The 18,842-nt window shown below is 74.3% G+C and carries 18 protein-coding genes; 10 read left to right on the top strand and 8 right to left on the bottom strand.

Annotation, left to right across the window (positions count from 1 at the left end; translation table 11 throughout):
• Nucleotides 1-416 precede the first annotated feature (416 nt).
• Nucleotides 417-2,399 (top strand): DNA topoisomerase IV subunit B, encoded by a 1,983-nt coding sequence (gene parE, locus IEX99_RS21910; protein ID WP_188904314.1) that lies wholly within the window; start codon nt 417-419, stop codon nt 2,397-2,399.
• A gap of 207 nt (nt 2,400-2,606) precedes the next feature.
• On the opposite strand, the gene IEX99_RS21905 is transcribed toward parE, so the two are convergent.
• The 8 genes from IEX99_RS21905 to IEX99_RS21870 all read right to left on the bottom strand — a co-directional run bounded on the left by IEX99_RS21905 (nt 2,607) and on the right by IEX99_RS21870 (nt 9,824).
• Nucleotides 2,607-2,774 (bottom strand): hypothetical protein, encoded by a 168-nt coding sequence (locus tag IEX99_RS21905; RefSeq protein WP_188904316.1) that lies wholly within the window; start codon nt 2,772-2,774, stop codon nt 2,607-2,609.
• Nucleotides 2,775-3,175: 401 nt separating this feature from the next.
• The gene (locus IEX99_RS21900) at nt 3,176-3,985 is read right to left on the bottom strand and encodes an SDR family NAD(P)-dependent oxidoreductase (RefSeq protein ID WP_188904312.1); all 810 of its coding nucleotides are present in this window, start codon (nt 3,983-3,985) and stop codon (nt 3,176-3,178) included.
• Complete coding sequence (locus IEX99_RS21895) at nt 3,982-4,305, bottom strand: hypothetical protein (RefSeq protein WP_188904310.1); 324 nt, start codon at nt 4,303-4,305, stop codon at nt 3,982-3,984. Before IEX99_RS21895 ends, IEX99_RS21900 begins: the two co-directional genes overlap by 4 nt.
• 22 nt (nt 4,306-4,327) lie before the next feature.
• A complete protein-coding gene (locus IEX99_RS21890; RefSeq protein WP_188904308.1) occupies nt 4,328-5,305 on the bottom strand; it encodes an ABC transporter ATP-binding protein in 978 nt (325 codons plus the stop codon).
• Nucleotides 5,302-6,273, bottom strand: coding sequence for an ABC transporter ATP-binding protein (locus IEX99_RS21885; RefSeq protein ID WP_188904306.1), 972 nt, complete (start codon nt 6,271-6,273; stop codon nt 5,302-5,304). The genes IEX99_RS21890 and IEX99_RS21885 overlap by 4 nt, the downstream gene beginning before the upstream one ends.
• Nucleotides 6,270-7,151 (bottom strand): ABC transporter permease, encoded by an 882-nt coding sequence (locus IEX99_RS21880; protein WP_188904303.1) that lies wholly within the window; start codon nt 7,149-7,151, stop codon nt 6,270-6,272. The genes IEX99_RS21885 and IEX99_RS21880 overlap by 4 nt, the downstream gene beginning before the upstream one ends.
• Entirely contained in the window at nt 7,151-8,167 is a 1,017-nt protein-coding gene (locus tag IEX99_RS21875) for an ABC transporter permease (RefSeq protein WP_188904301.1), read from the bottom strand. The genes IEX99_RS21880 and IEX99_RS21875 overlap by 1 nt, the downstream gene beginning before the upstream one ends.
• Before the next feature lie 7 nt (nt 8,168-8,174).
• The gene (locus IEX99_RS21870) at nt 8,175-9,824 is read right to left on the bottom strand and encodes an ABC transporter substrate-binding protein (RefSeq protein WP_188904299.1); all 1,650 of its coding nucleotides are present in this window, start codon (nt 9,822-9,824) and stop codon (nt 8,175-8,177) included.
• 232 nt (nt 9,825-10,056) lie between these two features.
• On the opposite strand from IEX99_RS21870, the gene IEX99_RS21865 reads away from it, so the two are divergent.
• From IEX99_RS21865 to IEX99_RS21825, 9 genes are read left to right on the top strand one after another with little or no spacing between them, the layout of a single operon-like run.
• A complete protein-coding gene (locus IEX99_RS21865; RefSeq protein ID WP_188904297.1) occupies nt 10,057-10,839 on the top strand; it encodes an IclR family transcriptional regulator in 783 nt (260 codons plus the stop codon).
• A complete protein-coding gene (locus IEX99_RS21860; protein ID WP_188904296.1) occupies nt 10,836-11,912 on the top strand; it encodes a DUF917 domain-containing protein in 1,077 nt (358 codons plus the stop codon). The genes IEX99_RS21865 and IEX99_RS21860 overlap by 4 nt, the downstream gene beginning before the upstream one ends.
• Nucleotides 11,909-13,432, top strand: coding sequence for a hydantoinase/oxoprolinase N-terminal domain-containing protein (locus tag IEX99_RS21855; protein WP_188904294.1), 1,524 nt, complete (start codon nt 11,909-11,911; stop codon nt 13,430-13,432). Before IEX99_RS21860 ends, IEX99_RS21855 begins: the two co-directional genes overlap by 4 nt.
• 31 nt (nt 13,433-13,463) lie before the next feature.
• Nucleotides 13,464-13,784, top strand: a complete 321-nt coding sequence (locus IEX99_RS21850) for a hypothetical protein (RefSeq protein ID WP_188904292.1) — start codon at nt 13,464-13,466, stop codon at nt 13,782-13,784.
• A 5-nt stretch (nt 13,785-13,789) separates the two neighbouring features.
• A complete protein-coding gene (locus IEX99_RS21845; RefSeq protein ID WP_188904290.1) occupies nt 13,790-14,827 on the top strand; it encodes an LLM class flavin-dependent oxidoreductase in 1,038 nt (345 codons plus the stop codon).
• The gene (locus IEX99_RS21840) at nt 14,824-15,708 is read left to right on the top strand and encodes an FAD binding domain-containing protein (RefSeq protein ID WP_188904288.1); all 885 of its coding nucleotides are present in this window, start codon (nt 14,824-14,826) and stop codon (nt 15,706-15,708) included. Before IEX99_RS21845 ends, IEX99_RS21840 begins: the two co-directional genes overlap by 4 nt.
• Nucleotides 15,705-16,181, top strand: a complete 477-nt coding sequence (locus IEX99_RS21835; protein ID WP_188904286.1) for a (2Fe-2S)-binding protein — start codon at nt 15,705-15,707, stop codon at nt 16,179-16,181. The genes IEX99_RS21840 and IEX99_RS21835 overlap by 4 nt, the downstream gene beginning before the upstream one ends.
• A gap of 5 nt (nt 16,182-16,186) precedes the next feature.
• On the top strand, nt 16,187-18,460 hold the full coding sequence (locus IEX99_RS21830; RefSeq protein WP_188904285.1) for a xanthine dehydrogenase family protein molybdopterin-binding subunit: 2,274 nt from the start codon (nt 16,187-16,189) through the stop codon (nt 18,458-18,460).
• Complete coding sequence (locus IEX99_RS21825; protein WP_188904283.1) at nt 18,457-18,690, top strand: MoaD/ThiS family protein; 234 nt, start codon at nt 18,457-18,459, stop codon at nt 18,688-18,690. The genes IEX99_RS21830 and IEX99_RS21825 overlap by 4 nt, the downstream gene beginning before the upstream one ends.
• Nucleotides 18,691-18,842: the final 152 nt, after the last annotated feature.

The raw sequence follows: 18,842 nt of genomic DNA, 5'->3' as shown, positions 1-18,842 counted from the left end.
GCCTCCGATGCTCACAAGGGTCAATCGCATCACCCGCGCGTCGGGGAATCCCACACGTGAGTCAAAAGCCACAGTAGGATCTGATATAATGGAATTGCTGCACCCGTGATGAAGCCGCACCCCCCCGCTCGCGACGAAGGCCATCGCGCCGGCAGCCGTCCGCCTCTTCCGGACCCGCCACGGGGACCATTTCCCCCCCATTCCCCGCCCGGCCGCCAGCTCGCCCGAAACGCGCCCGCCGAGGCGCCCGTCGCGTCGCGAATCGCTCGTGCCTCGCGTCATCGCCGCGGCCGAGGCGCCCGCCGGCGCGGTGCCGGGACCGCGGCGCGCAGCCGACCGGCGCCGCAACCGCCGGCCGCATGGTGGTCCATGCGGCCCCGTCCCGTTAGATTGCCCCCAGGGGACCGATTCGAGACATGAACGACCTGTTCGGCCGGGCGCACTTGACCAGGGCCGCCATCGGCCAGAGCGACACCTATTCCGCCAAGGACATCGAGGTGCTGGAGGGGCTGGAGCCCGTCCGCCGCCGCCCCGGCATGTACATCGGCGGGACCGACGAGAACGCCCTCCACCACCTCGCCGCCGAGATCCTCGACAACGCCATGGACGAGGCGGTGGCCGGCCATGCCGACCGCATCGAGGTGACGCTCGAGCCCGGCAACTGGCTCACCGTGCGCGACAACGGGCGCGGCATCCCGGTGGACCCGCACCCGAAATTCCCGAAGCTCTCGGCGCTCGAGGTGATCCTCACCACCCTCCATTCGGGCGGGAAGTTCTCCGGCAAGGCCTACAGCACCTCGGGCGGGCTGCACGGCGTCGGCTCCTCGGTCGTCAACGCGCTCTCCGAGCGGATGGAGGTCGAGGTCGCGCGCGACCGCACCCTCTTCACCCAGGCCTTCGAGCGCGGCCGGCCGGTCACGAAGCTGAAGAACGCCGGCCCGGTGCACAACCGGCGCGGCACCACCGTGCGCTTCCGCCCCGATCCGCAGATCTTCGGCCGGCACGAGTTCAGCCCGGCGCGGCTCCACCGGCTCTGCCGCTCCAAGGCCTACCTGTTCCGCGGCGTCGAGATCCGCTGGTCCTGCGACCCCTCGCTGATCAGGGACGAGACGCCGGCGCAGGCGGTGCTGCACTTCCCGGGCGGGCTCGCCGACTTCCTCGCGGGCGCGATCGAGGGCCGCGCCCGGGTGGTGCCCGCGATCTGGGCCGAGCAGGTGGAGTTCCCCGACGGCGCCGGCCGCGCCGAATGGGCGCTGACCTGGCTCGAACAGGGCGAGGGATTCCTCAACACCTACGCCAACACCATCCCCACCCCCCAGGGCGGCACCCACGAGGCCGGGCTGCGCGCGGCGCTGGTCAAGGGCCTGCGCGCCTATGGCGAGCTCAAGAAGGACAGGCGCGCGGCCAGCATCACGGCCGAGGACGTGCTCGGCTCCCTCGCCGGCATGCTCTCGGTCTTCATCCGCGAGCCGCAGTTCCAGGGCCAGACCAAGGACCGCCTCACCTCGCCCGAGGCGCAGCGCCTGGTCGAGGGGGTGCTGCGCGACCATTTCGACCACTGGCTCGCCGGCGACCCGACCACCGCCGACAACCTCCTCGCCTTCGTCATCGAGCGCGCCGAGGAGCGCATCCGCCGGCGCGAGCAGAAGGACACGCCGCGCAAGACCGCGACCCGCAAGCTGCGCCTGCCCGGCAAGCTCGCCGACTGCGCGCGCGAGAACGCCGAGGGGACGGAGCTGTTCCTGGTCGAGGGCGACTCGGCCGGCGGCTCGGCCAAGCAGGCGCGCGACCGCGAGACCCAGGCGGTGCTGCCGCTGCGGGGCAAGATCCTCAACGTCGCCAGCGCCAGCGCCGACAAGCTCCGCCAGAACCAGGAGCTCAAGGACCTGATCGAGGCGCTCGGCTGCGGCGCCGGCGAGCGGTTCGACATCGGCCGGCTGCGCTACGGCCGCGTCGTCATCATGACCGACGCCGACGTGGACGGCGCCCACATCGCCGCCCTGCTGATGACCTTCTTCTACAAGGAGCTGCCGGAGCTGGTGCGCCAGGGCCGGGTCTTCCTCGCCCAGCCGCCGCTCTACCGGCTGCAGGGGGGCGGCAAGACCCTCTACGCCCGCGACGACGCCGACCGCGAGCGGCTGCTGAAGCGGGAGTTCAAGGCCAACCAGAAGGTCGAGGTCAGCCGCTTCAAGGGCCTCGGCGAGATGCCGCCCGCCTCGCTCAAGGAGACCACCATGGACCCGCGCCGGCGGACCCTGCTCAAGGTGATCCTGCCGCCGGAGGAGCGGGCGAGGACCTCCGAGCTGATCGAGGCGCTGATGGGCCGCCGCCCGGAGCTGCGCTTCAGGTTCATCCAGGAGAACGCGAAGCAGCTGGATATGGAGGAGGTAGACGTTTAGAGCCCGTCTCGAGCCTCGTGCGGAACGTGCATGCGACGCGAGCGGATGATGGCGGAGGCGGCGCAGGGGCAGGCGATGGTGGCCTCGAGGGTCTTGGCGCAACGCGGTTGCGGCCGACCCGGGCGACGAAGCGCGCGACCGGACGGCGTCGCGCGTGGCCGGCGCAGCCGACTCGGCCAGCGTGGCGAAGTAGCCGCGGCGCAGCTCCTACAGCCGGGTCCGGCTGTCGACGCCGACCTGCCGCTCGGCGGCGCCGGCCAGGCCGGAACGGATGCTGCCGCGGCGGACCGGGGCGCGCAGGCTGGCGTGGCCGTCCTGATTGCCCTCCAGCCGGCCGATCTGCGCCGACAGCGCCTCGGCCTCGCCGCCCGCCACGACCGCGGAAGCCGATACCTGGCGGATGCCTTCCGGAAGGCGATCGCCGCCCTCGGCATCGCGGGGCCGCCCGCCTTGGTCCGGGCGCCGGAGGGCAACGGCTGCGCCGAGCGCTGCCCCCGCTCCCTGCGGGGGACCGGCCCCGGCTGCGGACCTTCGACACCGTCGAGGAGCCGCGCTCGGCGCCGCTCGCGTTCCGCAAGACCCGCACCACCCGGCGGATCGAACGGCACGGATTCGGACCACCCGCCGCGGTCGGGAACGAGCCGCTGCCAACCGCGGCGCTCGCCGCACGGGCTTGCATCCGGCGACCCAGGCACCGCAGGCGGTACACGCCCGACCTCGCGCGCCGCGCCGCGGCCTCGCTCCTCGCCTGCCGATGTCGGGCCCAGGCATCTGCGTCAGTTCCTGTCGGCCCCTGGTGTCGCGCCCATGGCTGCGGCCGCCTCGAGCGACAGCCCGATGCGCGGGAAGGCGGCAATCGCACGGCCGCCGTCCATGACGATGGCACGCCCGGTGACGAAGTCGAAATCGGGCCCGCAGAGCAGCGTCACCATCCGCGCGAGCTCCTCCTCCGTCACCAGGCGGCCGAGCGGCGTCGCGGCGATGGCGGCCGCCTTGTAGCCGGCGAGCCGGTCGGTGCGCGCGCTGGCGATCTGGCTGGGCACCACGGCGTTGACCGTGACCGAGGGCGCCAGCTCCAGCGCCAGCGTCTCGGTCAGCGCAAGCAGCGCCGCCTTCGCCAGGCCGTAGGCGGCGTGGCTGCGGACGAGGCCGGAAGTGGCGCCGATATTGACGATGCGCCCGCGGCCGCGCGCGGCCATGGCCGGCGCGGCCAGGCGCGAGAGAAGCCAGGGCGCCTTGAGGTTCGCGCCCATCACGCGGTCCCATTCCGCCTCGTCCAGCAGCCGCAGCGGCGTGTCGGAGTACGGGCCGGCGTTGTTCACCAGGATCGTCGGCGGGCCGAGGCGCGCGGCGACCTCCGCGAACAGCCGGCGCGCCTGCGCCGCATCGGCGAGGTCGGCGACGAAGGCGGCATGGCCGCCGCCGGGCAGCGCCGCGGCGACCGCCTCGGCGGCGTCGCGGCGCGAGCCGGCATGCACCGCAACGCGCGCCCCGGCTTCCGCGAACGCCCGCGCCATGGCGGCGCCGGCGCCGGAAGAGGAGCCGGTGACCAGCACCCGCTCGCCATCGAAGCGGAGCGACGTCACGGCTCGATCAGCTCGCTCCAGAAGGAGACCGTGTGGCCGCGGTCGAGGTATTTGGAGTAGAGCTCCTCGATCAGATCCTTGCCGACGGTGGCGAGCTCCGCCTCGTAGGCGGCGCGATCGGTGATCTCGATGCGCTCGATGTAGTCCCACGGGCCGCCCTGGACCGGACCGGCCGTCTCGCCGATGCGGTGCGTGCGGTAGCTGACGATGGTCTTCATCCGGCCCGCCACCGCGTAGTCCACCTCGCGCTCGAAGCGCTCGTACGCGGCCGGGTCCACGCCCGGCTTCAGCTTGGCGAGGACGTAGCGCACGACAGTCATGGCGGCGGCTCCCTCCGTTGGATCAGACGAGGTGGCAGGCGACGCGATGGCCCGGCGCGACCTCGCGCAGCGGCGGCTCCGCGGCGCAGGCCTCGCGCTCGAGCGGGCAGCGGCCGCGCAGCGGGCAGCCGCGCCGCGGCGCGATCGGGCTCGGGATCTCGCCGCTGAGCACGAGGCGCTCGCGCCGCGCCTCGGGGTCGGGGACCGGCACCGCGGCGATCAGCGCGCGGGTGTAGGGGTGCAGCGGGCGGGCGAAGAGCTCCGTCGTCGGCGCCTCCTCCACCACGCTGCCGAGGTACATCACGGCGACGCGCTGGGCGAGGTATTTCACCGTCGCGAGGTCGTGCGAGATGAACAGGTAGGACAGCGCGTGCCGCTCCCGCAGCCGCTCCAGCAGCAAGATGACGCGCGAGCGCAGCGACACGTCGAGGGCGGAGGTCGGCTCGTCCAGCACGACGAGGCGCGGGCGCGTGGCGATGGCGCGCGCGATATTGGCGCGCTGGCGCTGGCCGCCGGAAAGCTCGTGCGGATAGCGGTCCATCAGCTCGCGCCCGAGGCCGACCTCCTCCAGCACCTCGGCGACGCGCGCCTGGCGCTCGCGCGGGGCGAGGCGGGTGTGGAGCCGGAGCGGCTCCTCCACCATGTCGCGCACGGAGAGCCGCGGATTGAGCGAGGCGGTGGGGTCCTGGAAGACCATCTGCAGCCGCTCGCGCCGGCGTCGCAGCGCGTCGCCGCGCAGCGCGGCGAGATCCTCGCCCTCGAACTCGATGCGGCCGGAGGTCGGGTCGAGCAGGCGGAGGACGCAGCGCGCGACGGTGGACTTGCCGCAGCCGGATTCGCCGACCAGTCCGAGCGTCTCGCCCTCGGCGATCGCGAAGGAGACGCCGTCCACCGCGCGCACCGCGGGCGGCGGGGCGCCGCGCCACCGCGCCGCCCAGGCGGCCGGACCGCGCAGCGGGAAGTGCCGCACCAGCCGCTCGACCCGCAGCACGATGCTCATGCGACGGGCTCCGCCGCGAAGCAGGCGACCTGGTGGTCCGGAGCGATGGGCAGCAGGGCCGGCCGCTCCTGCCGGCATCGCCCGGTCGCGAGCGCACACCGCGCGGCGTAGCGGCAGCCGGGCGGCGCGTGCAGCAGCGAGGGCACGGCGCCCGGGATCGGCTCCAGCGCCACCTCGCGGTCCACGCGCGGGATGGCGGCGACGAGGGCGCGCGTGTAGGGGTGCACCGGGTCGCGGAACAGCGTGCGCACCGGCGCCGTCTCCACGAGCTGCCCGGCGTGCATCACCGCGACGCGGTCGCAGCTCTCGGCGACGGTGCCGAGGTCGTGGGTGATGAGCAGGATCGCCGCGCCGGTCCGCCGGCCGAGGTCCTTCAGCAGCTCCATGATCCGCGCCGCGACGAGGACGTCGAGGCCGGTGGTCGGCTCGTCGGCGAGCAGCAGCCGCGGCTGCGTCGCCAGCGCCATGGCGATCATCACGCGCTGGCACATGCCGCCCGAGAGCTGGTGGGCGTATTGCCTCGCGCGCCGCTCCGGCTCCGGGATGCCGACCAGGCGCAGCATCTCGACCGCGCGCTCGCGGGCGGCGCGCGGGGGGAGGCCGCGGTGGTGGCGCAGCAGGCGCGCGATCTGGTGGCCGACGGTGAGCACCGGATTGAGCGCCGTGCGCGGGCTCTGCCAGACCATGCCGATGCCGGCGCCGCGCACCCGGCGCAGCTCGGCCTCCGGCAGGGCGAGGAGGTCGCGGCCCTCGAAGCGGATGCTGCCGCGCAGGACGCGCCCGGGCGGCCGCACCAGGCCGAGCACGGCATAGGCGGTCACCGACTTCCCCGAGCCGGACTCGCCGACCAGGCCGAGGATCTCGCCGGGGGCGAGGCGCAGGCCGAGGCCGTCCACCGCCTCGACCGGGCCGTCCTCGGTGTCGAAGCGGACGGCGAGGTCCTCGATCTCCAGCAGCGGCGCGGTCATAGGCCGCGCATCCGCGGGTCGAGCAGGTCCCGCAGCGCGTCGCCGAGCAGGTTGAAGGCGAGCACGGTGACGACGATGGCGAGGCCGGGGAAGAGGAACAGCCACCACGCGCCGGTCACGATCTCGCTCGCGCCCTCCGCGGTCATCTGGCCCCACTCGCTCTGCGGCGGGCGGATGCCGAGGCCGAGATAGGACAGCGCCGCGAGCGTCAGGATCGCGTAGCCCATCGCGAGGGTCGCCTGCACGATAAGCGGCGGGATGCAGTTCGGCAGCAGGTGCACCAGCACGATGCGCCGGTCCGGATTGCCGACGGTGCGCGCGGCCTCGGCGTATTCCATCTCCCGCACCCGCAGCATCTCGCCGCGCACCAGCCGCACGTAGGAGGGCACCTGCGTCACGCCGATGGCGATCGCGACGTTGAGCAGCGAATTGCCGATCGCCGCGGTGATGCCCATCGCCAGCACGAAGGCCGGGAAGGCCATGATCGAGTCGGTCGCCCGCATCACGACCTGGTCGAGCCAGCCGCCGCGGTAGCCCGCGACGGCGCCGAGCACCGCCCCGAGCACCAGCGCGCCGAGCGTCGCGCCGCCCGCGATCAGCAGGTTCACCCGCCCGGCGTGGATGATGCGGGAGAGCTGGTCGCGGCCGTAGAGGTCGGTGCCGAGCAGGTGCCGCCATCCCGGCGGGGCGAGCGGCGCCTCGGGGTCCGGAAGGTTGGGATCGAAGGGCGCGACCCAGGGCGCGAGCAGGGCGGCGAGCGCGATCGCCGCGAGCACCCAGAGCGCGGCGAAGCTCAACCGGTTGCGCCGGAGGCGACGCCAGAAGCGCGCCCCGCGGGCGGGCGGCGCCGCCTCCGCGATGTCGGCCGCCGCCTCCATCAGCCCAGCCGGATGCGCGGGTCGATCAGCCCGTAGAGGAGATCGACGGCGAGGTTCACGACCACGTACATCAGCGCCACGAACAGCACGAAGGACTGGATCGGGCCGGCGTCCTTCGTCATCAGCGAGGTGACCGCGTAGTTGCCGATGCCGGGCCAGGCGAACACGCTCTCCACCACCGCGTTGCCGGCCATGAGGAAGCCGAAGACCACGCCGAGGATGGTGACCACCGGGATCAGCGCGTTGCGCAGGGCGTCGCCGTAGATCACCCGGCGCGGCGGCAGCCCGGCGCCCCAGGCCGCCTTGACGAAGTCGGACTGCAGCGTCTCGAGCATGGTCGCGCGCACCATGCGCGCGACCGGCGCCATCACCGCGATGCCGAGCGTCGCCGCCGGCAGCGCCAGGTGCTGCAGCGCCGAGCGCAGCGCGGGCCAGTCGCCGGCGAGCGCGGAGTCGACGACGTAAAGGCCGGTGACCGCCGCCGGGGGCTGGAGACCGGGAGCGAGCCGGCCGAGCGGCGCCGGCGCCAGGTCGAGCAGGTAGAAGAACACGTAGATGAGGAGCAGTCCGGTCCAGAAGCTCGGCATCGCCACGCCCGCGACGCTGAGCACGCGCCCGGCATGGTCGAGCAGCGTATCCCGGTGGATGGCGGAGAGGACGCCGAGCGGCACGCCGATGCCGATCGCGATCAGCAGCGCGGCGAGCGTCAGCTCGAGCGTCGCCGGCAGGCGCTGCGCGAAATCGGCGAGCACCGGCCGCCCGGTGGACGAGCTGAGGCCGAGGTCGCCCTGCAACAGCGCGCCAAGGTAGCGCAGGTACTGCACCGGCAGGGGCTGGTCGAGGCCCATCTGCCGCTCCACCTCGGCCACGAAGTCCGGCGTGGCGAAGGGGCCCGCCTTCACCAGCGCCGGGTTGCCGGGGAGCATGTAGGCGAGGAGGAAGCCGACGACGGTCACCCCGAACAGCGTCGGCACGGTCAGCGCGAGGCGCCGCAGCAGGAACCCGCCGAAGCCCATCGTCCCCTCAGGCGGCGAGGCGCATGCTGAAGAACCGCTCGAAGGTGTCCCAGCGCTTCTCGACGCCCGTCAGGTCGGCGCGCGCGACGCGGGTCCAGTTGTCGTACCACAGGAATCCCCAGACCGCGTCCTCGACGAGCATCCGCTGGCCCTGCCGGGCGGCGGCCAGCCGCTTCTCCGGATCGGTCTCGTGCATGTTCTCGTCGATCAGGCGGTCGAGGGCGGGATTGCTGTAGCGGGAGGAGTTGGTGCCGCGGGCGTTGGTGTGGAAGTTGAAGAACATGTGGAAGAAGGGGTCGTTGATCCAGGACTGCCAGCTCTCGATCGAGAGCTGGTGGTCGCCGCGGATCGCCGTCTGGCGGAAGGTGGCGTCGGTCTCGCGCGAGATGGTGACGCGGAAGCCGAGCTTCTCGAGCTCCGGCTGGATCCAGGTCGCGGCCTGCTCGTGCGGCAGCCAGCCGACGCGGATCGAAAGCGTGACCGGGATCGGCTCGCTGCCGAGCCCGGCCTCGCGCATCAGCGCCCGCGCGCGCTCGATGTCGTGGCGGTAGGGGGAGACGGTGCCGTCATGGCCCGGCATCAGCGCGGGCAGGGGGCTGCGCATCTGCGCGCCGAAGCCCTGGACCACGTTGGGCAGGATCGCCTGGATCGGGATCGCGTAGTTGATCGCCTGGCGCACCTTGACGTTGTTGAAGGGCGCGCGCTGGCAATTCATGTTCAGCCAGTGGCAGACCGTGTCCGGCACGGTGATGGTCTGCAGGCCGGGGGCGCCCTGCAGGCTGGCGACCGAGCGCGGCGAGAGCCCGGGCCGGCCGCTCACGATGTCCACGGCGCGCCGGCGCAGCAGCAGCACGCGGTCGGCCTCGCTCGGCACGAACTTCACCACGATGCGCCGGAAGAACGGCTCGGGCCGCCAGTGGTTCGGCGTCGCCTCGAGCACGAACTCCACGCCGGGCTCGTTTTTCGTCAGGCGGTAGGGGCCGATGCCGGCGACGTTGCGGCGCATCCACTCGGCCGCCCAGGGGTCGGACGGCGTCGCGTGCGCCTTGACCTCTTCGGGGTCGATGACCGAGTTGGTGATCAGCGCCAGCGCCTCGAGCCCGAGCGGCGTCGGCGCGGGCATGTTGATGGCGACGGTGCGGGCGTCGCGCACGACGAAGGCGTCCGGGCTGTTGATGCGGGTCAGCAGCGGCACCACCACGCGCATGTAGCCGGGTGACTGCACGCCGCGGTCGAAGCCGAACTTCAACGCCGCCGCGTCCACCGGGCGACCCGAGGGGAAGCGCACCCCCTCGCGCAGGCGCAGCACGATGGTGGCGCCGTCGCGCTCGAGCGACCAGGACTCGCAGATGCCGCCCTCGTACTCGCCCGGATGCGAGCGGAACAGGCCGGGCCGGCCCTCGACCGGACGGACGCGCCACGTCAGCGGGCTGTCGTAGATGTTGGCCTGCGCCAGGTAGGCGCCGATGGACTTGAAGGAATGCGGGTCGAGCGTGTCGATGTCGCTGTCGCCCGCCACGACGAGGGTACGCGGATCCTGCTGCGCCTCCGCGCTGCGCCAGACGGCGAAGCTGCTGACCCCGCCGAGGCCCGCCGCCACGGCGCCGGCGCCTGCGGACTGCAGGAGGGTTCTGCGGGCGATCGGTCGGTCCGTCATGTCTTGCTCTCCCCTCTCCTGTCGCGGGTCGGCGCGCCGGGCCGCGGCGCGGACCCGCCCTCGCGGGGCGCCGCACGGCGACGATTGAACGATCCCTCTTGTTCTGATATTTTCAACTCATGTTCCATATGGCGCAACCGAATTCTGCGGGACGAGCGCGACGCACGGCGCCGCGGACCGGCGGGGCCCGCCGCGCGGACGGCGGGGCGCCGGGCACTGCGGGGCGCGCCCCGTGAGCACGCTGGCCAATTGCGCCGCGGTGCTGCGGCTGTTCTCGGCGGAGCGTCGCCAGCTCTCGGTCACCGAGGCGGCGGCGCTGCTCGGCATCCCGAAGAGCTCGGCCTCGCGGCTGCTCAAGGCGATGCGGGAGGAGGGGCTGCTCCGCAACGTCGCCGGCACGCCGCGCTACGAGATCGGCAACCTGCTGTTCGAGGTGGCGCGCCTGCACCGCAGCAGTTCCGACCTGATCGAACTGGCCGACCGGGAATTGCGCGAACTGACCCGCCAGACCGGGCACACCGGCTATGTCTCCATCCTCGACCGCGCCGACGTGCTGGTGATCCGGATGCACCGCGGCACGCATCCGCTGCAGGTCGTCACCCCCCTCGGGGCGCGCGCGCCGGCTTTCGCGACCGCGAACGGCCGCGCGGTGCTGGCGCGCCTGACGGACGCCGAGGTGCGCGCGCTGCACCGCGGCGGGCTGCGGCCGCCCTCCCCCGCGGCGCCGCAGGACATGGAGGCGCTGCTCGAGGCGCTGGCGACGGTGCGCCGGGTGGGGCATTGCACCGCGATCGACGAGGCGATCCCGGGCGTCGGGTCCATCGCCGTCAGCGTCGCCGATCCCGAGCGGCACGAGACGCTGGGCTTCTGCCTCTCCTTCCCCGCGGCCGCGGTGCCGGGGCGGGAGCGTCGGCGGATCCGCGCCCTGCTCGTCGGCGCGGCGCGGCGCATCGCGGCGCGGGTGGACGATCCCTTCTGGCGCGGCATCGCGCCGCAACTCCCGGACGCGGCATGAGAAGGCTCGGCCCGTCCGACATCGAGGCGCTGGCGACCGGCGCCTGGATCCTCGGCACCGGCGGCGGCGGCAGCCCCTATCACGCGCTGCTGGAGCTGCGGCGCCTGCTGGCGCAGGGGGCGGAGATCCGGGTGCTGGACCCCGCCGCCCTCGCCGACGACGATCTCGTCGCCGTCGTGTCCATCCAGGGCGCGCCGCTGGTCATCCAGGAGAGGCTGGTGGACAGCCGCCTGATCGCCCGCGCCGTCCGCGTGATGGAGGAGCACCTCGGCCGGCGCTTCCGCGCCGTGATGCCGGTCGAGATCGGCGGCATGAACGGGCTGCAGCCGCTGCTCGCCGCGGCGCATCTCGGCATCCCGGCGGTGGACGCGGACGCGATGGGCCGCGCCTTCCCCGAGGCGCAGATGACCACCTTCGCGGTCGGCGCGCTCTCCCCCGCGCCGCTCAGCACCGTGGATCCGCGCGGCAACGAGGCGGTGGTGACGCGGGTCGCCGACTGGCCGTGGATGGAGCGGCTGAGCCGGCGCATCTGCACCGAATTCGGCTCCATCGCCGCGACCTGCAAGGCGCCGCGCACCGGGGCGGAGGTCAAGCGCTGGGCGATCGCCGGCACGACGAGCCGCGCCATCGCGCTCGGCCGCGCCGTGCACGCGGCGCGGGCCGCGCACGCCGACCCGATCGCGGCGGTGCTGGCGGCCGAGCGCGGCCGGCGCCTGTTCGCCGGCAAGATCGTGGAGGTGGAGCGGCGGACCACCACCGGCTTCCTGCGCGGCCGGGCCGAGGTCGAGGGGCTGGGCGAGGACCGCGGCGCGCGCCTCGCCCTCGCCTTCCAGAACGAATGGACGCTCGCCGCGCGGGACGGCGAGCCCTGCGCCATGACGCCGGAGCTCATCTGCGTGCTCGATTCGGACAGCGGCGAGGCGATCGGCACCGAGACGGTGCGCTACGGCCAGCGCGTGACGGTCATCGTGCTGCCGGCGGCGGAGATCTTCCTCACCGAGCGCGGGCTCGCCCATGTCGGGCCCCGCGCCTTCGGCCACGACCTCGATTTCCGCTCGGCCTTCGCGGCATGAGGCGCATCGGCATCGATGTCGGCGGCACCAACACCGATGCGGTGCTGATCGAGGCCGGCCGGCTGCTGCGCAGCGTCAAGGCGCCGACCACCGAGGACGTGACGGGCGGCATCGTCGCGGCGCTGCAGCGCCTCGCGCCGGGGCCCGGCGTGGACGCGGTGATGATCGGAACCACGCACTTCGTGAACGCGGTGGTGCAGCGGCGCCACCTCGCGCGCGTGGGCGGCCTGCGCATCGGCGCCCCGGCCACCGTCTCGCTGCCCGCCTTCACCGACTGGCCGGAGGACCTGCGCGCGGCGGTGGACGGCGGCTTCTGGGCGGTGGCGGGCGGGCACGACTACGACGGCCGCGCCTTCCTGCCGCTCGACCGCGCCGCGGTCGAGGCGGCCGGGCTCGAGATGCGCGCGCGCGGCCTGCGCGCCGTCGCCGTCACCGCGCTGTTCTCGCCCCTGACCGGCGAGCACGAGCGGGAGGCGGCGGAGATCCTGGGCCGGATCCTGCCCGACGCCGCCATCACCTGCTCGCACGAGGTGGGCGGCATCGGCCTGCTCGAGCGCGAGAACGGCGCGCTGCTGAACGCCGCGCTGGTGCCGCTCGCCGCGGCCACGGTGCGGCGGTTCGAGGCGGCGATCGCGGCGCTCGGCATCGCCGCGCCGCTCTACCTGACGCAGAACGACGGCACCGTCACCGACGCGCGGCGCGCCGCGCGCTTCCCGGTGTTCAGCTTCGCCTGCGGCCCGACCAATTCCATGCGCGGCGCGGCGTGGCTGTCCGGGCTGCGGGACGCGGTGGTGGTGGACGTCGGCGGCACCACCGCCGATTTCGGCCACCTCCGCGGCGGCTTCCCGCGCGAGGCGAACGCGGTCGTCCAGGTGGGCGGCGTGCGCACCCTGTTCCGCATGCCGGACCTCGTCTCGATCGGCCTCGGCGGCGGCAGCCTGGTGGACGCGGCGACCGGCGAGGTCGGGCCGCGCAGCGTCGGCTACCGGCTGACCTCGGAGGCCCTGGTCTTCGGCGGCGAGACCCTGACCGCGACCGACGTCGCCGTCGCGGCCGGCCTGGTCGCGCTCGGCGACGCCGCGCGCGTCCGCGACCTGCCGCCCGACCTGCCGGAGCGGGTCATGGCGCGCATCCGCGCACGCATCGAGGAGCATGTGGACCGCGTGAAGACCGCGGCCGGCGACGTCACGCTGATCGCGGTGGGCGGCGGCGCGTTCCTCGTGCCCGACCGGCTCGCCGGCGTGGCGCGGGTGCTGCGCGTGCCGCACGGCGACTGCGCCAACGCCGTCGGCGCGGCCATCGCCCAGGTCAGCGGCGAGGTGGACCAGATCTACCAGGGGCTGTCGCGCGAGCAGGCGATCGCCGCGGCCCGGCGGCTGGCCGAGGCGCGCGCCGAGGCCGCGGGCGCCGCCCCGGGGACGCTCTCCCTGGTCGAGGCGGAGGACATGCCGGTCGCCTACCTGCCGGGCAACGCCATGCGCGTGCGGGTCAAGGTGGTCGGCGACATCGCCGCGGCATGAGGCCGCGGCCGGGCAAGCGGAGGAGGCGCCGATGCCGGTGAGGTTCCTGATCAGCACGCTCAAGCCCGGGGTGGACCCGGCCGAGTACGAGGCCTGGGTGCGCGAGCGCGACTACGAGCTGGTGCGCACGCTGCCGAACTACGTGAGCTACCGCGTGCACCGCATCACCGGCCCGATCCAGGGCTTCGAGAGCGCCGGCTGGCAGTACCTCGAGCGCATCGAGGTGAAGAGCCTCGAGCAGCACGACCGCGACCTCGCCTCCCCGGCCGGGGTGGCGCTGCGCGAGGAGCTCTACGGGCGCTTCCTCGACCGCAGCCGCAACATCTACTTCGCCGCCGAGACGATCGAGTGACGCCGATGGGCTACGGGCTCCTGATGCTGGGCAACCAGCCGATGGCGCGGATGGGCGAGATCGCGCGCCTCGCCGAGCGCACCGGCTGCGACACGCTCTGGCTCGCCGACGAGCGCTTCTACCGCGAGGTCTATGGCGGCCTCGCCTACCTTGCCGGCCAGACCTCCCGGGTGAAGCTCGGCCCCTGCGTCACCGATCCCTATTCGCGCCATCCGGCGCTGACCGCGATGGCGATCGCGACGCTCGACGAGATCTCCGGCGGGCGCGCGGTGCTCGGCATCGGCGCGGGGATCTCGGGCTTCGGCGAGCTCGGCATCGAGCGGGTGAAGCCGGCCCGCGCCATTCGCGAGGCGATCGAGCTGATCCGCCGGCTGCTCGCCGGCGAGACCGTTACCTACCAGGGCGAGATCATCTCCTTCCGCGAGGGCAGGCTGAGCTTCAGGCCGATCCGCCCCGAGATCCCCGTGGTGGTCGCGACCAACGGGCCGCTCGGCAAGAGGATGGCCGGCGCGGTGGCCGACGCCGTGATCATGGAGGCGGCCGCCAACGCGGAGGAGATCCGCGCGCTGCGTGCGGAGATCTCGGCCGGGGCCCGGGCGGCGGGGCGCGATCCCGCCGCGGTGCGGCTGATCGCGCGGCTGAACACCTGCATCGCGGCGGACGGCGCGGCGGCGCGCGACGCCCTGCGCCCGACCGTCGCGCGCCTGCTCGGGGCGCGGCGCCTGAAATTCGCCACCGCCGAGCGGCAGGGGCTGACGCTGCCCGAGGACGCGATCGCCTCGGTCCGGGGCGCGCCGTATGCCGCCGGCGTGACCCCCTATCTCCCGCTGCTGCCGCTGGTGACCGACCGGCACGTGGACGCCTTCACGCTGGCCGGCACGCCCGCGGAGGTCGCCGCGCATGTGGCGGAGCTGCGCGCGGCGGGCGCGGATTCGGTCATCATCATGCCCTTCGCCGCACCCGGCGGCAGCATCGAGGCGACGATCGAGGCGTTCGGCACCGAGGTCTGGCCGAAGGCGGCGGCGGGCGGCGGGACGGCATGAGCTTCGCGCTGCACCGCCCGACCTCGCTCGCCGCCGCGCTGGCGCTCGCGGCGCGGCACGGCGCCGCGGCGCGCTTCCTGGCCGGGGGCACCGACCTCGTCATCCAGATCCGCCGCGGCCGTCTCGCGCCCGCGCACGTGATAGACCTCTCCGCCGTGCCGGGCCTCGCGGGCATCGCGGGGACGCCGGAGGGCGGCCTGCGCATCGGCGCGCTGACCACGCTCAAGGCGATCGAGCGCCACCCGGCCTTCGCCGGCGGCGCCCGGCGCGCGCTGGCGGAGGCGGCGCGGGTGGTCGGCGGGCACCAGGTGCGCAACGTCGGCACGCTCGGCGGCAACGTCGTGAACGCCTCGCCCGCGGCCGACACCCTGCCGGCCCTCCTCGCCCTCGATGCGGAGGCGGAGCTCGTCGGGCCGGGCGGGACGCGGCGCGTGCCGCTCGACGCCTTCCTGCTCGGGCCGGGGCGCACCGACCGCGCGCCGGAGGAGGTGCTGACCGCGATCCGCCTGCCGCCGCCGCCCTCCGCGGCGAGCGCGAGCGCCTTCCTCAAGGCCGGGCGGCGCAAGGCGATGGAGATCTCGGTGGTCTGCGCGGCGGCGCGGCTCGACCTCGGCGCCGATGGGCGCTGCGTCGCGGCGCGGCTCGCGCTCGGCGCCGTGGCGCCCACCACGCTGCGCGTGCGGGCGGCGGAGGCGCTGCTCGAGGGCCACGTGCCCGACGCGGGGCGCCTGGCCGCCGCCGCCGCCGCCGCCGCCGCGGCGACCCGCCCGCTCGACGACGTGCGCGCCTCGGCGCGCTTCCGCCGCCACCTCGCGGGCGTGCTGGCGGGACGCGCGCTCGCCGCCTGCCTCGGGCGCATGGGGAACGGGGAGGCGGCATGATGCGGCTCGACTTCACGCTGAACGGCGAGGCGGTGGCCGTCGAGGTGCCCCCCGACTGGACCCTGCTTCAGGTGCTGCGGCGCGAGCTCGGCCTGCTCGGGACCAAGGAGAACTGCCTTGAGGCCGAATGCGGCGTGTGCAGCGTGCTGCTCGACGGGCGGGTGGTGAACGCCTGCATCCTGCTCGCGGCGCAGTGCCAGGGACGCAGCGTCACCACCATCGAGGGGCTCGGCGATCCGGAGCGGCTGCACCCGATCCAGCAGGCCTTCCTCGACCATGGCGCGGTGCAGTGCGGCTACTGCATCCCGGGCATGGTGCTGGCCGCGAAGTCGTGGCTCGACGAGAATCCGGGCCGCCTGCCCGGCGAGGACGAGATCCGCGAGGCGCTGGCGGGAACCCTCTGCCGCTGCACCGGCTACCAGAAGATCGTGGACGCGGTCGCCGCCGCGGCGGCCGCCCTGGCGAAGGGCTGAGGGCGATGGACGGTGTGGCGACGGAACGGCGCGTCGTCGGCCGGCGCCTGCCGCGCCTGGACGGCGCCGGCAAGGTGACGGGGCGCATGGTCTACGCGGCGGACTTCGCCCTGCCCGGCATGCTGCACGGCAAGGTGCTGCGCAGCCCCCTGCCGCACGCGCGCATCCGACGGCTCGACGTCGCGGCGGCGCGCGCCATGGCGGGCGTGCGCGGCATCGTCACCGCCGCGGACGTGCCCGCGGTGCGCTACGGGACGGCGGTGAGGGACACGCCGGTCTTCGCCACCGACCGCGTGCTGTTCCAGGGCCAGGCGGTCGCCGCCGTGGCGGCGACCACGCCGGAGATCGCCGAGGCCGCCTGCCGGGCGATCGCCCTGGAGCTGGACCCGCTGCCCGCGGTGTTCGACGCCGAGGCGGCGCTCGCCCCGGACGCGCCGCTGCTGCATCCGGACTGGGCCTCCTACGCGGCGCTGCCGGTGCTGGCGCGGGAGGGCAACATCGCCGCGCGCGCGCGGATGCGCCACGGCGACGTGGAGGCCGCCTTCGCCTCCGCCCATCGCATCTACGAGCACCGCTTCGCGACGCCGCTGCAGCATCCGGGCTACACCGAGCCGCGCGCCGCCGTCGCGGCCTGGGAGGGCGACGGCAGGCTGACCGTCTGGTGCAACACCCAGCTACCCTTCGACATGCAGGCGGTGCTGGCGGAGATCCTGGACATTCCCTCCGGCCGGGTGCGCGTCGTGGTGCCCGGGATCGGCGGCGGCTTCGGCGGCAAGCTGCGCGTCGGCGTGGAGCACTATGCGGCGCTGCTCGCGCGCCGCACCGGACGGCCCGTCAAGGTGATGACGACGACCGAGGAGGAGCTGACCGCCGCCTATCCGCGCCAGGCCACCACGATCACGCTGCGGACCGCGGTGGACCGCGAGGGGCGGCTGCTGGCGCGGCAGGGCCGGGTGCTGCTGGAATGCGGCGCCTTCGCCAATTCCGGCCCCGGCAGCGCCGCGATCTGCATGCAGATCCTGGTCGGGCCGTACCGCACCCCCGCGCTCGACCTGGAGAGCCTGGCCGTCTACACCAACCGTGTCGCCGCCGGCTCCTTCCGCGCGCCCGCCGGACCGATGGCGAACTTCGCCGTGGAATCGCAGATGGACATCATCGCCGAGGACCTCGGCATGGATCCGCTCGACCTCCGGCTGCGCAACGTGGTGCGCGAGGGCGACCTCGGCCCGGCCGGCGAGGCGCTGGCCGGCGTGAGCGTCGCCGAATGCCTGGAGCGCGCGGCGGAGGCGATCGGCTGGCGCGAGCGGCGGCCCGCGCCCAACCGCGGCAAGGGCCTCGCCTGTTCCTGGTGGATGACCACCGGCGGTTCCTCCGGCGTCTTCGTCCGGCTCGCGCCCGACGGGACCGCGACGCTGGTCAGCGGCGCGGTAGAGATCGGCACCGGCGCGCTGACCGGCGCGGCGCAGGTGCTGGCCGAGGAGCTCGGCCTGGAGCTCGAGGACGTGCGCGTCGCCGGCGCGGACACGCGCGACGCCCCCTTCGACTACGGCGCGCAGGGGAGCCGCACCGCCTTCTCGGTCGGCAACGCCGCGCGCGTCGCGGCGGCGGAGCTGCGCCGGCAGCTCTGTGCCCTCGCCGCGCGGCGCACCGGCCTGCCGCAGGAGGCCTTCCGCCTCGAGCGGCGCGCCGTGGTCGGCGGCGGGCACCGCATCCCGATCGCCGACCTGGCGCGGGAATCGCAGCTTTCGGGCGGCGGGCTGATCGCCCACGGCACCTACATCAACCCGGCGCCGCCCTACGACCCGACGCGGGTGGAGAACCACCCGCTGCCGGTCTTCAACGCGCCGAGCTTCCACGCCCATGCCGTGGACCTCTCGGTGGACCCCGGCACCGGCGAGGTGACGATCCACGACTACGTCGTCGCCCAGGACGTCGGCTTCGCGATCAACCCGACCTGGATCGAGGGCCAGATCGAGGGCGGCGTGGCCCAGGGGATCGGCGAGGCGCTGTCGGAGGAGATCGTCTACCGCGAGGGCCGCGTGCTGAACGCGAACCTCACCGACTACAAGATGCCGACCGCGCAGGACGTGCCGCGCGTGCGCTCGATCCTGGTGGAATGCCCGAGCGCGGCCGGACCCTACGGAGCCAAGGGCGTGGGCGAGCCGCCCTGCATCGAGCCGCCGGCCGCGATCGCCAACGCCATCGCCGCGGCGACCGGGCGGCGCGTCTTCTCGCTGCCCATGACCGCCGAGAAGATCGTGCTCGGGGAGGGCGGATGATCCCGGTGGAGGTCACGCTGCACGGCACGCTGCGCCGCTTCCTGCCGGAAGGCCGCAAGACGCAGCGCCTGGAGGTGCCGGAGGGCGAGACCGTCGCCGGCCTGGTCGCGCGGCTCGGCGCCGAGGGGCAGGTGTGGATCGCCGAGGTGAACGGCGAGGTGGTGCGCTTCGCCCGTCCGCTCGCCGCCGGCGACCGGGTGAACCTGCACGGCATGATCGAAGGCGGCTGAGAGGCACCGGCCGGTGGCGTCCCGTGTGGTGGTGTAGGAGGGTCAGAGCCCGGGGCGCGTGGCGAAGCCCCTGGTGGAGCGGAGCGCCCCGGGCGGCCACCGCGGTGATTCTCGGTAGGGTTGGGTTGTCGAGACCTGCAACCCCAGACCTT

The organism is Caldovatus sediminis (assembly GCF_014644455.1).
GTDB classification, from domain to species: Bacteria; Pseudomonadota; Alphaproteobacteria; order Acetobacterales; family Acetobacteraceae; genus Caldovatus; species Caldovatus sediminis.
This window is presented reverse-complemented; position numbering and strand designations above follow the sequence as displayed.

Coding starts and splice junctions, on each gene's coding strand:
- parE (WP_188904314.1), top strand. CDS start 417: ATGAACGACCTGTTCGGCCGGGCGCACTTGACCAGGGCCGCCATCGGC.
- IEX99_RS21895 (WP_188904310.1), bottom strand. CDS start 4,305: ATGACTGTCGTGCGCTACGTCCTCGCCAAGCTGAAGCCGGGCGTGGAC.
- IEX99_RS21890 (WP_188904308.1), bottom strand. CDS start 5,305: ATGAGCATCGTGCTGCGGGTCGAGCGGCTGGTGCGGCACTTCCCGCTG.
- IEX99_RS21885 (WP_188904306.1), bottom strand. CDS start 6,273: ATGACCGCGCCGCTGCTGGAGATCGAGGACCTCGCCGTCCGCTTCGAC.
- IEX99_RS21880 (WP_188904303.1), bottom strand. CDS start 7,151: ATGGAGGCGGCGGCCGACATCGCGGAGGCGGCGCCGCCCGCCCGCGGG.
- IEX99_RS21875 (WP_188904301.1), bottom strand. CDS start 8,167: ATGGGCTTCGGCGGGTTCCTGCTGCGGCGCCTCGCGCTGACCGTGCCG.
- IEX99_RS21870 (WP_188904299.1), bottom strand. CDS start 9,824: ATGACGGACCGACCGATCGCCCGCAGAACCCTCCTGCAGTCCGCAGGC.
- IEX99_RS21860 (WP_188904296.1), top strand. CDS start 10,836: ATGAGAAGGCTCGGCCCGTCCGACATCGAGGCGCTGGCGACCGGCGCC.
- IEX99_RS21855 (WP_188904294.1), top strand. CDS start 11,909: ATGAGGCGCATCGGCATCGATGTCGGCGGCACCAACACCGATGCGGTG.
- IEX99_RS21850 (WP_188904292.1), top strand. CDS start 13,464: ATGCCGGTGAGGTTCCTGATCAGCACGCTCAAGCCCGGGGTGGACCCG.
- IEX99_RS21845 (WP_188904290.1), top strand. CDS start 13,790: ATGGGCTACGGGCTCCTGATGCTGGGCAACCAGCCGATGGCGCGGATG.
- IEX99_RS21840 (WP_188904288.1), top strand. CDS start 14,824: ATGAGCTTCGCGCTGCACCGCCCGACCTCGCTCGCCGCCGCGCTGGCG.
- IEX99_RS21835 (WP_188904286.1), top strand. CDS start 15,705: ATGATGCGGCTCGACTTCACGCTGAACGGCGAGGCGGTGGCCGTCGAG.
- IEX99_RS21830 (WP_188904285.1), top strand. CDS start 16,187: ATGGACGGTGTGGCGACGGAACGGCGCGTCGTCGGCCGGCGCCTGCCG.
- IEX99_RS21825 (WP_188904283.1), top strand. CDS start 18,457: ATGATCCCGGTGGAGGTCACGCTGCACGGCACGCTGCGCCGCTTCCTG.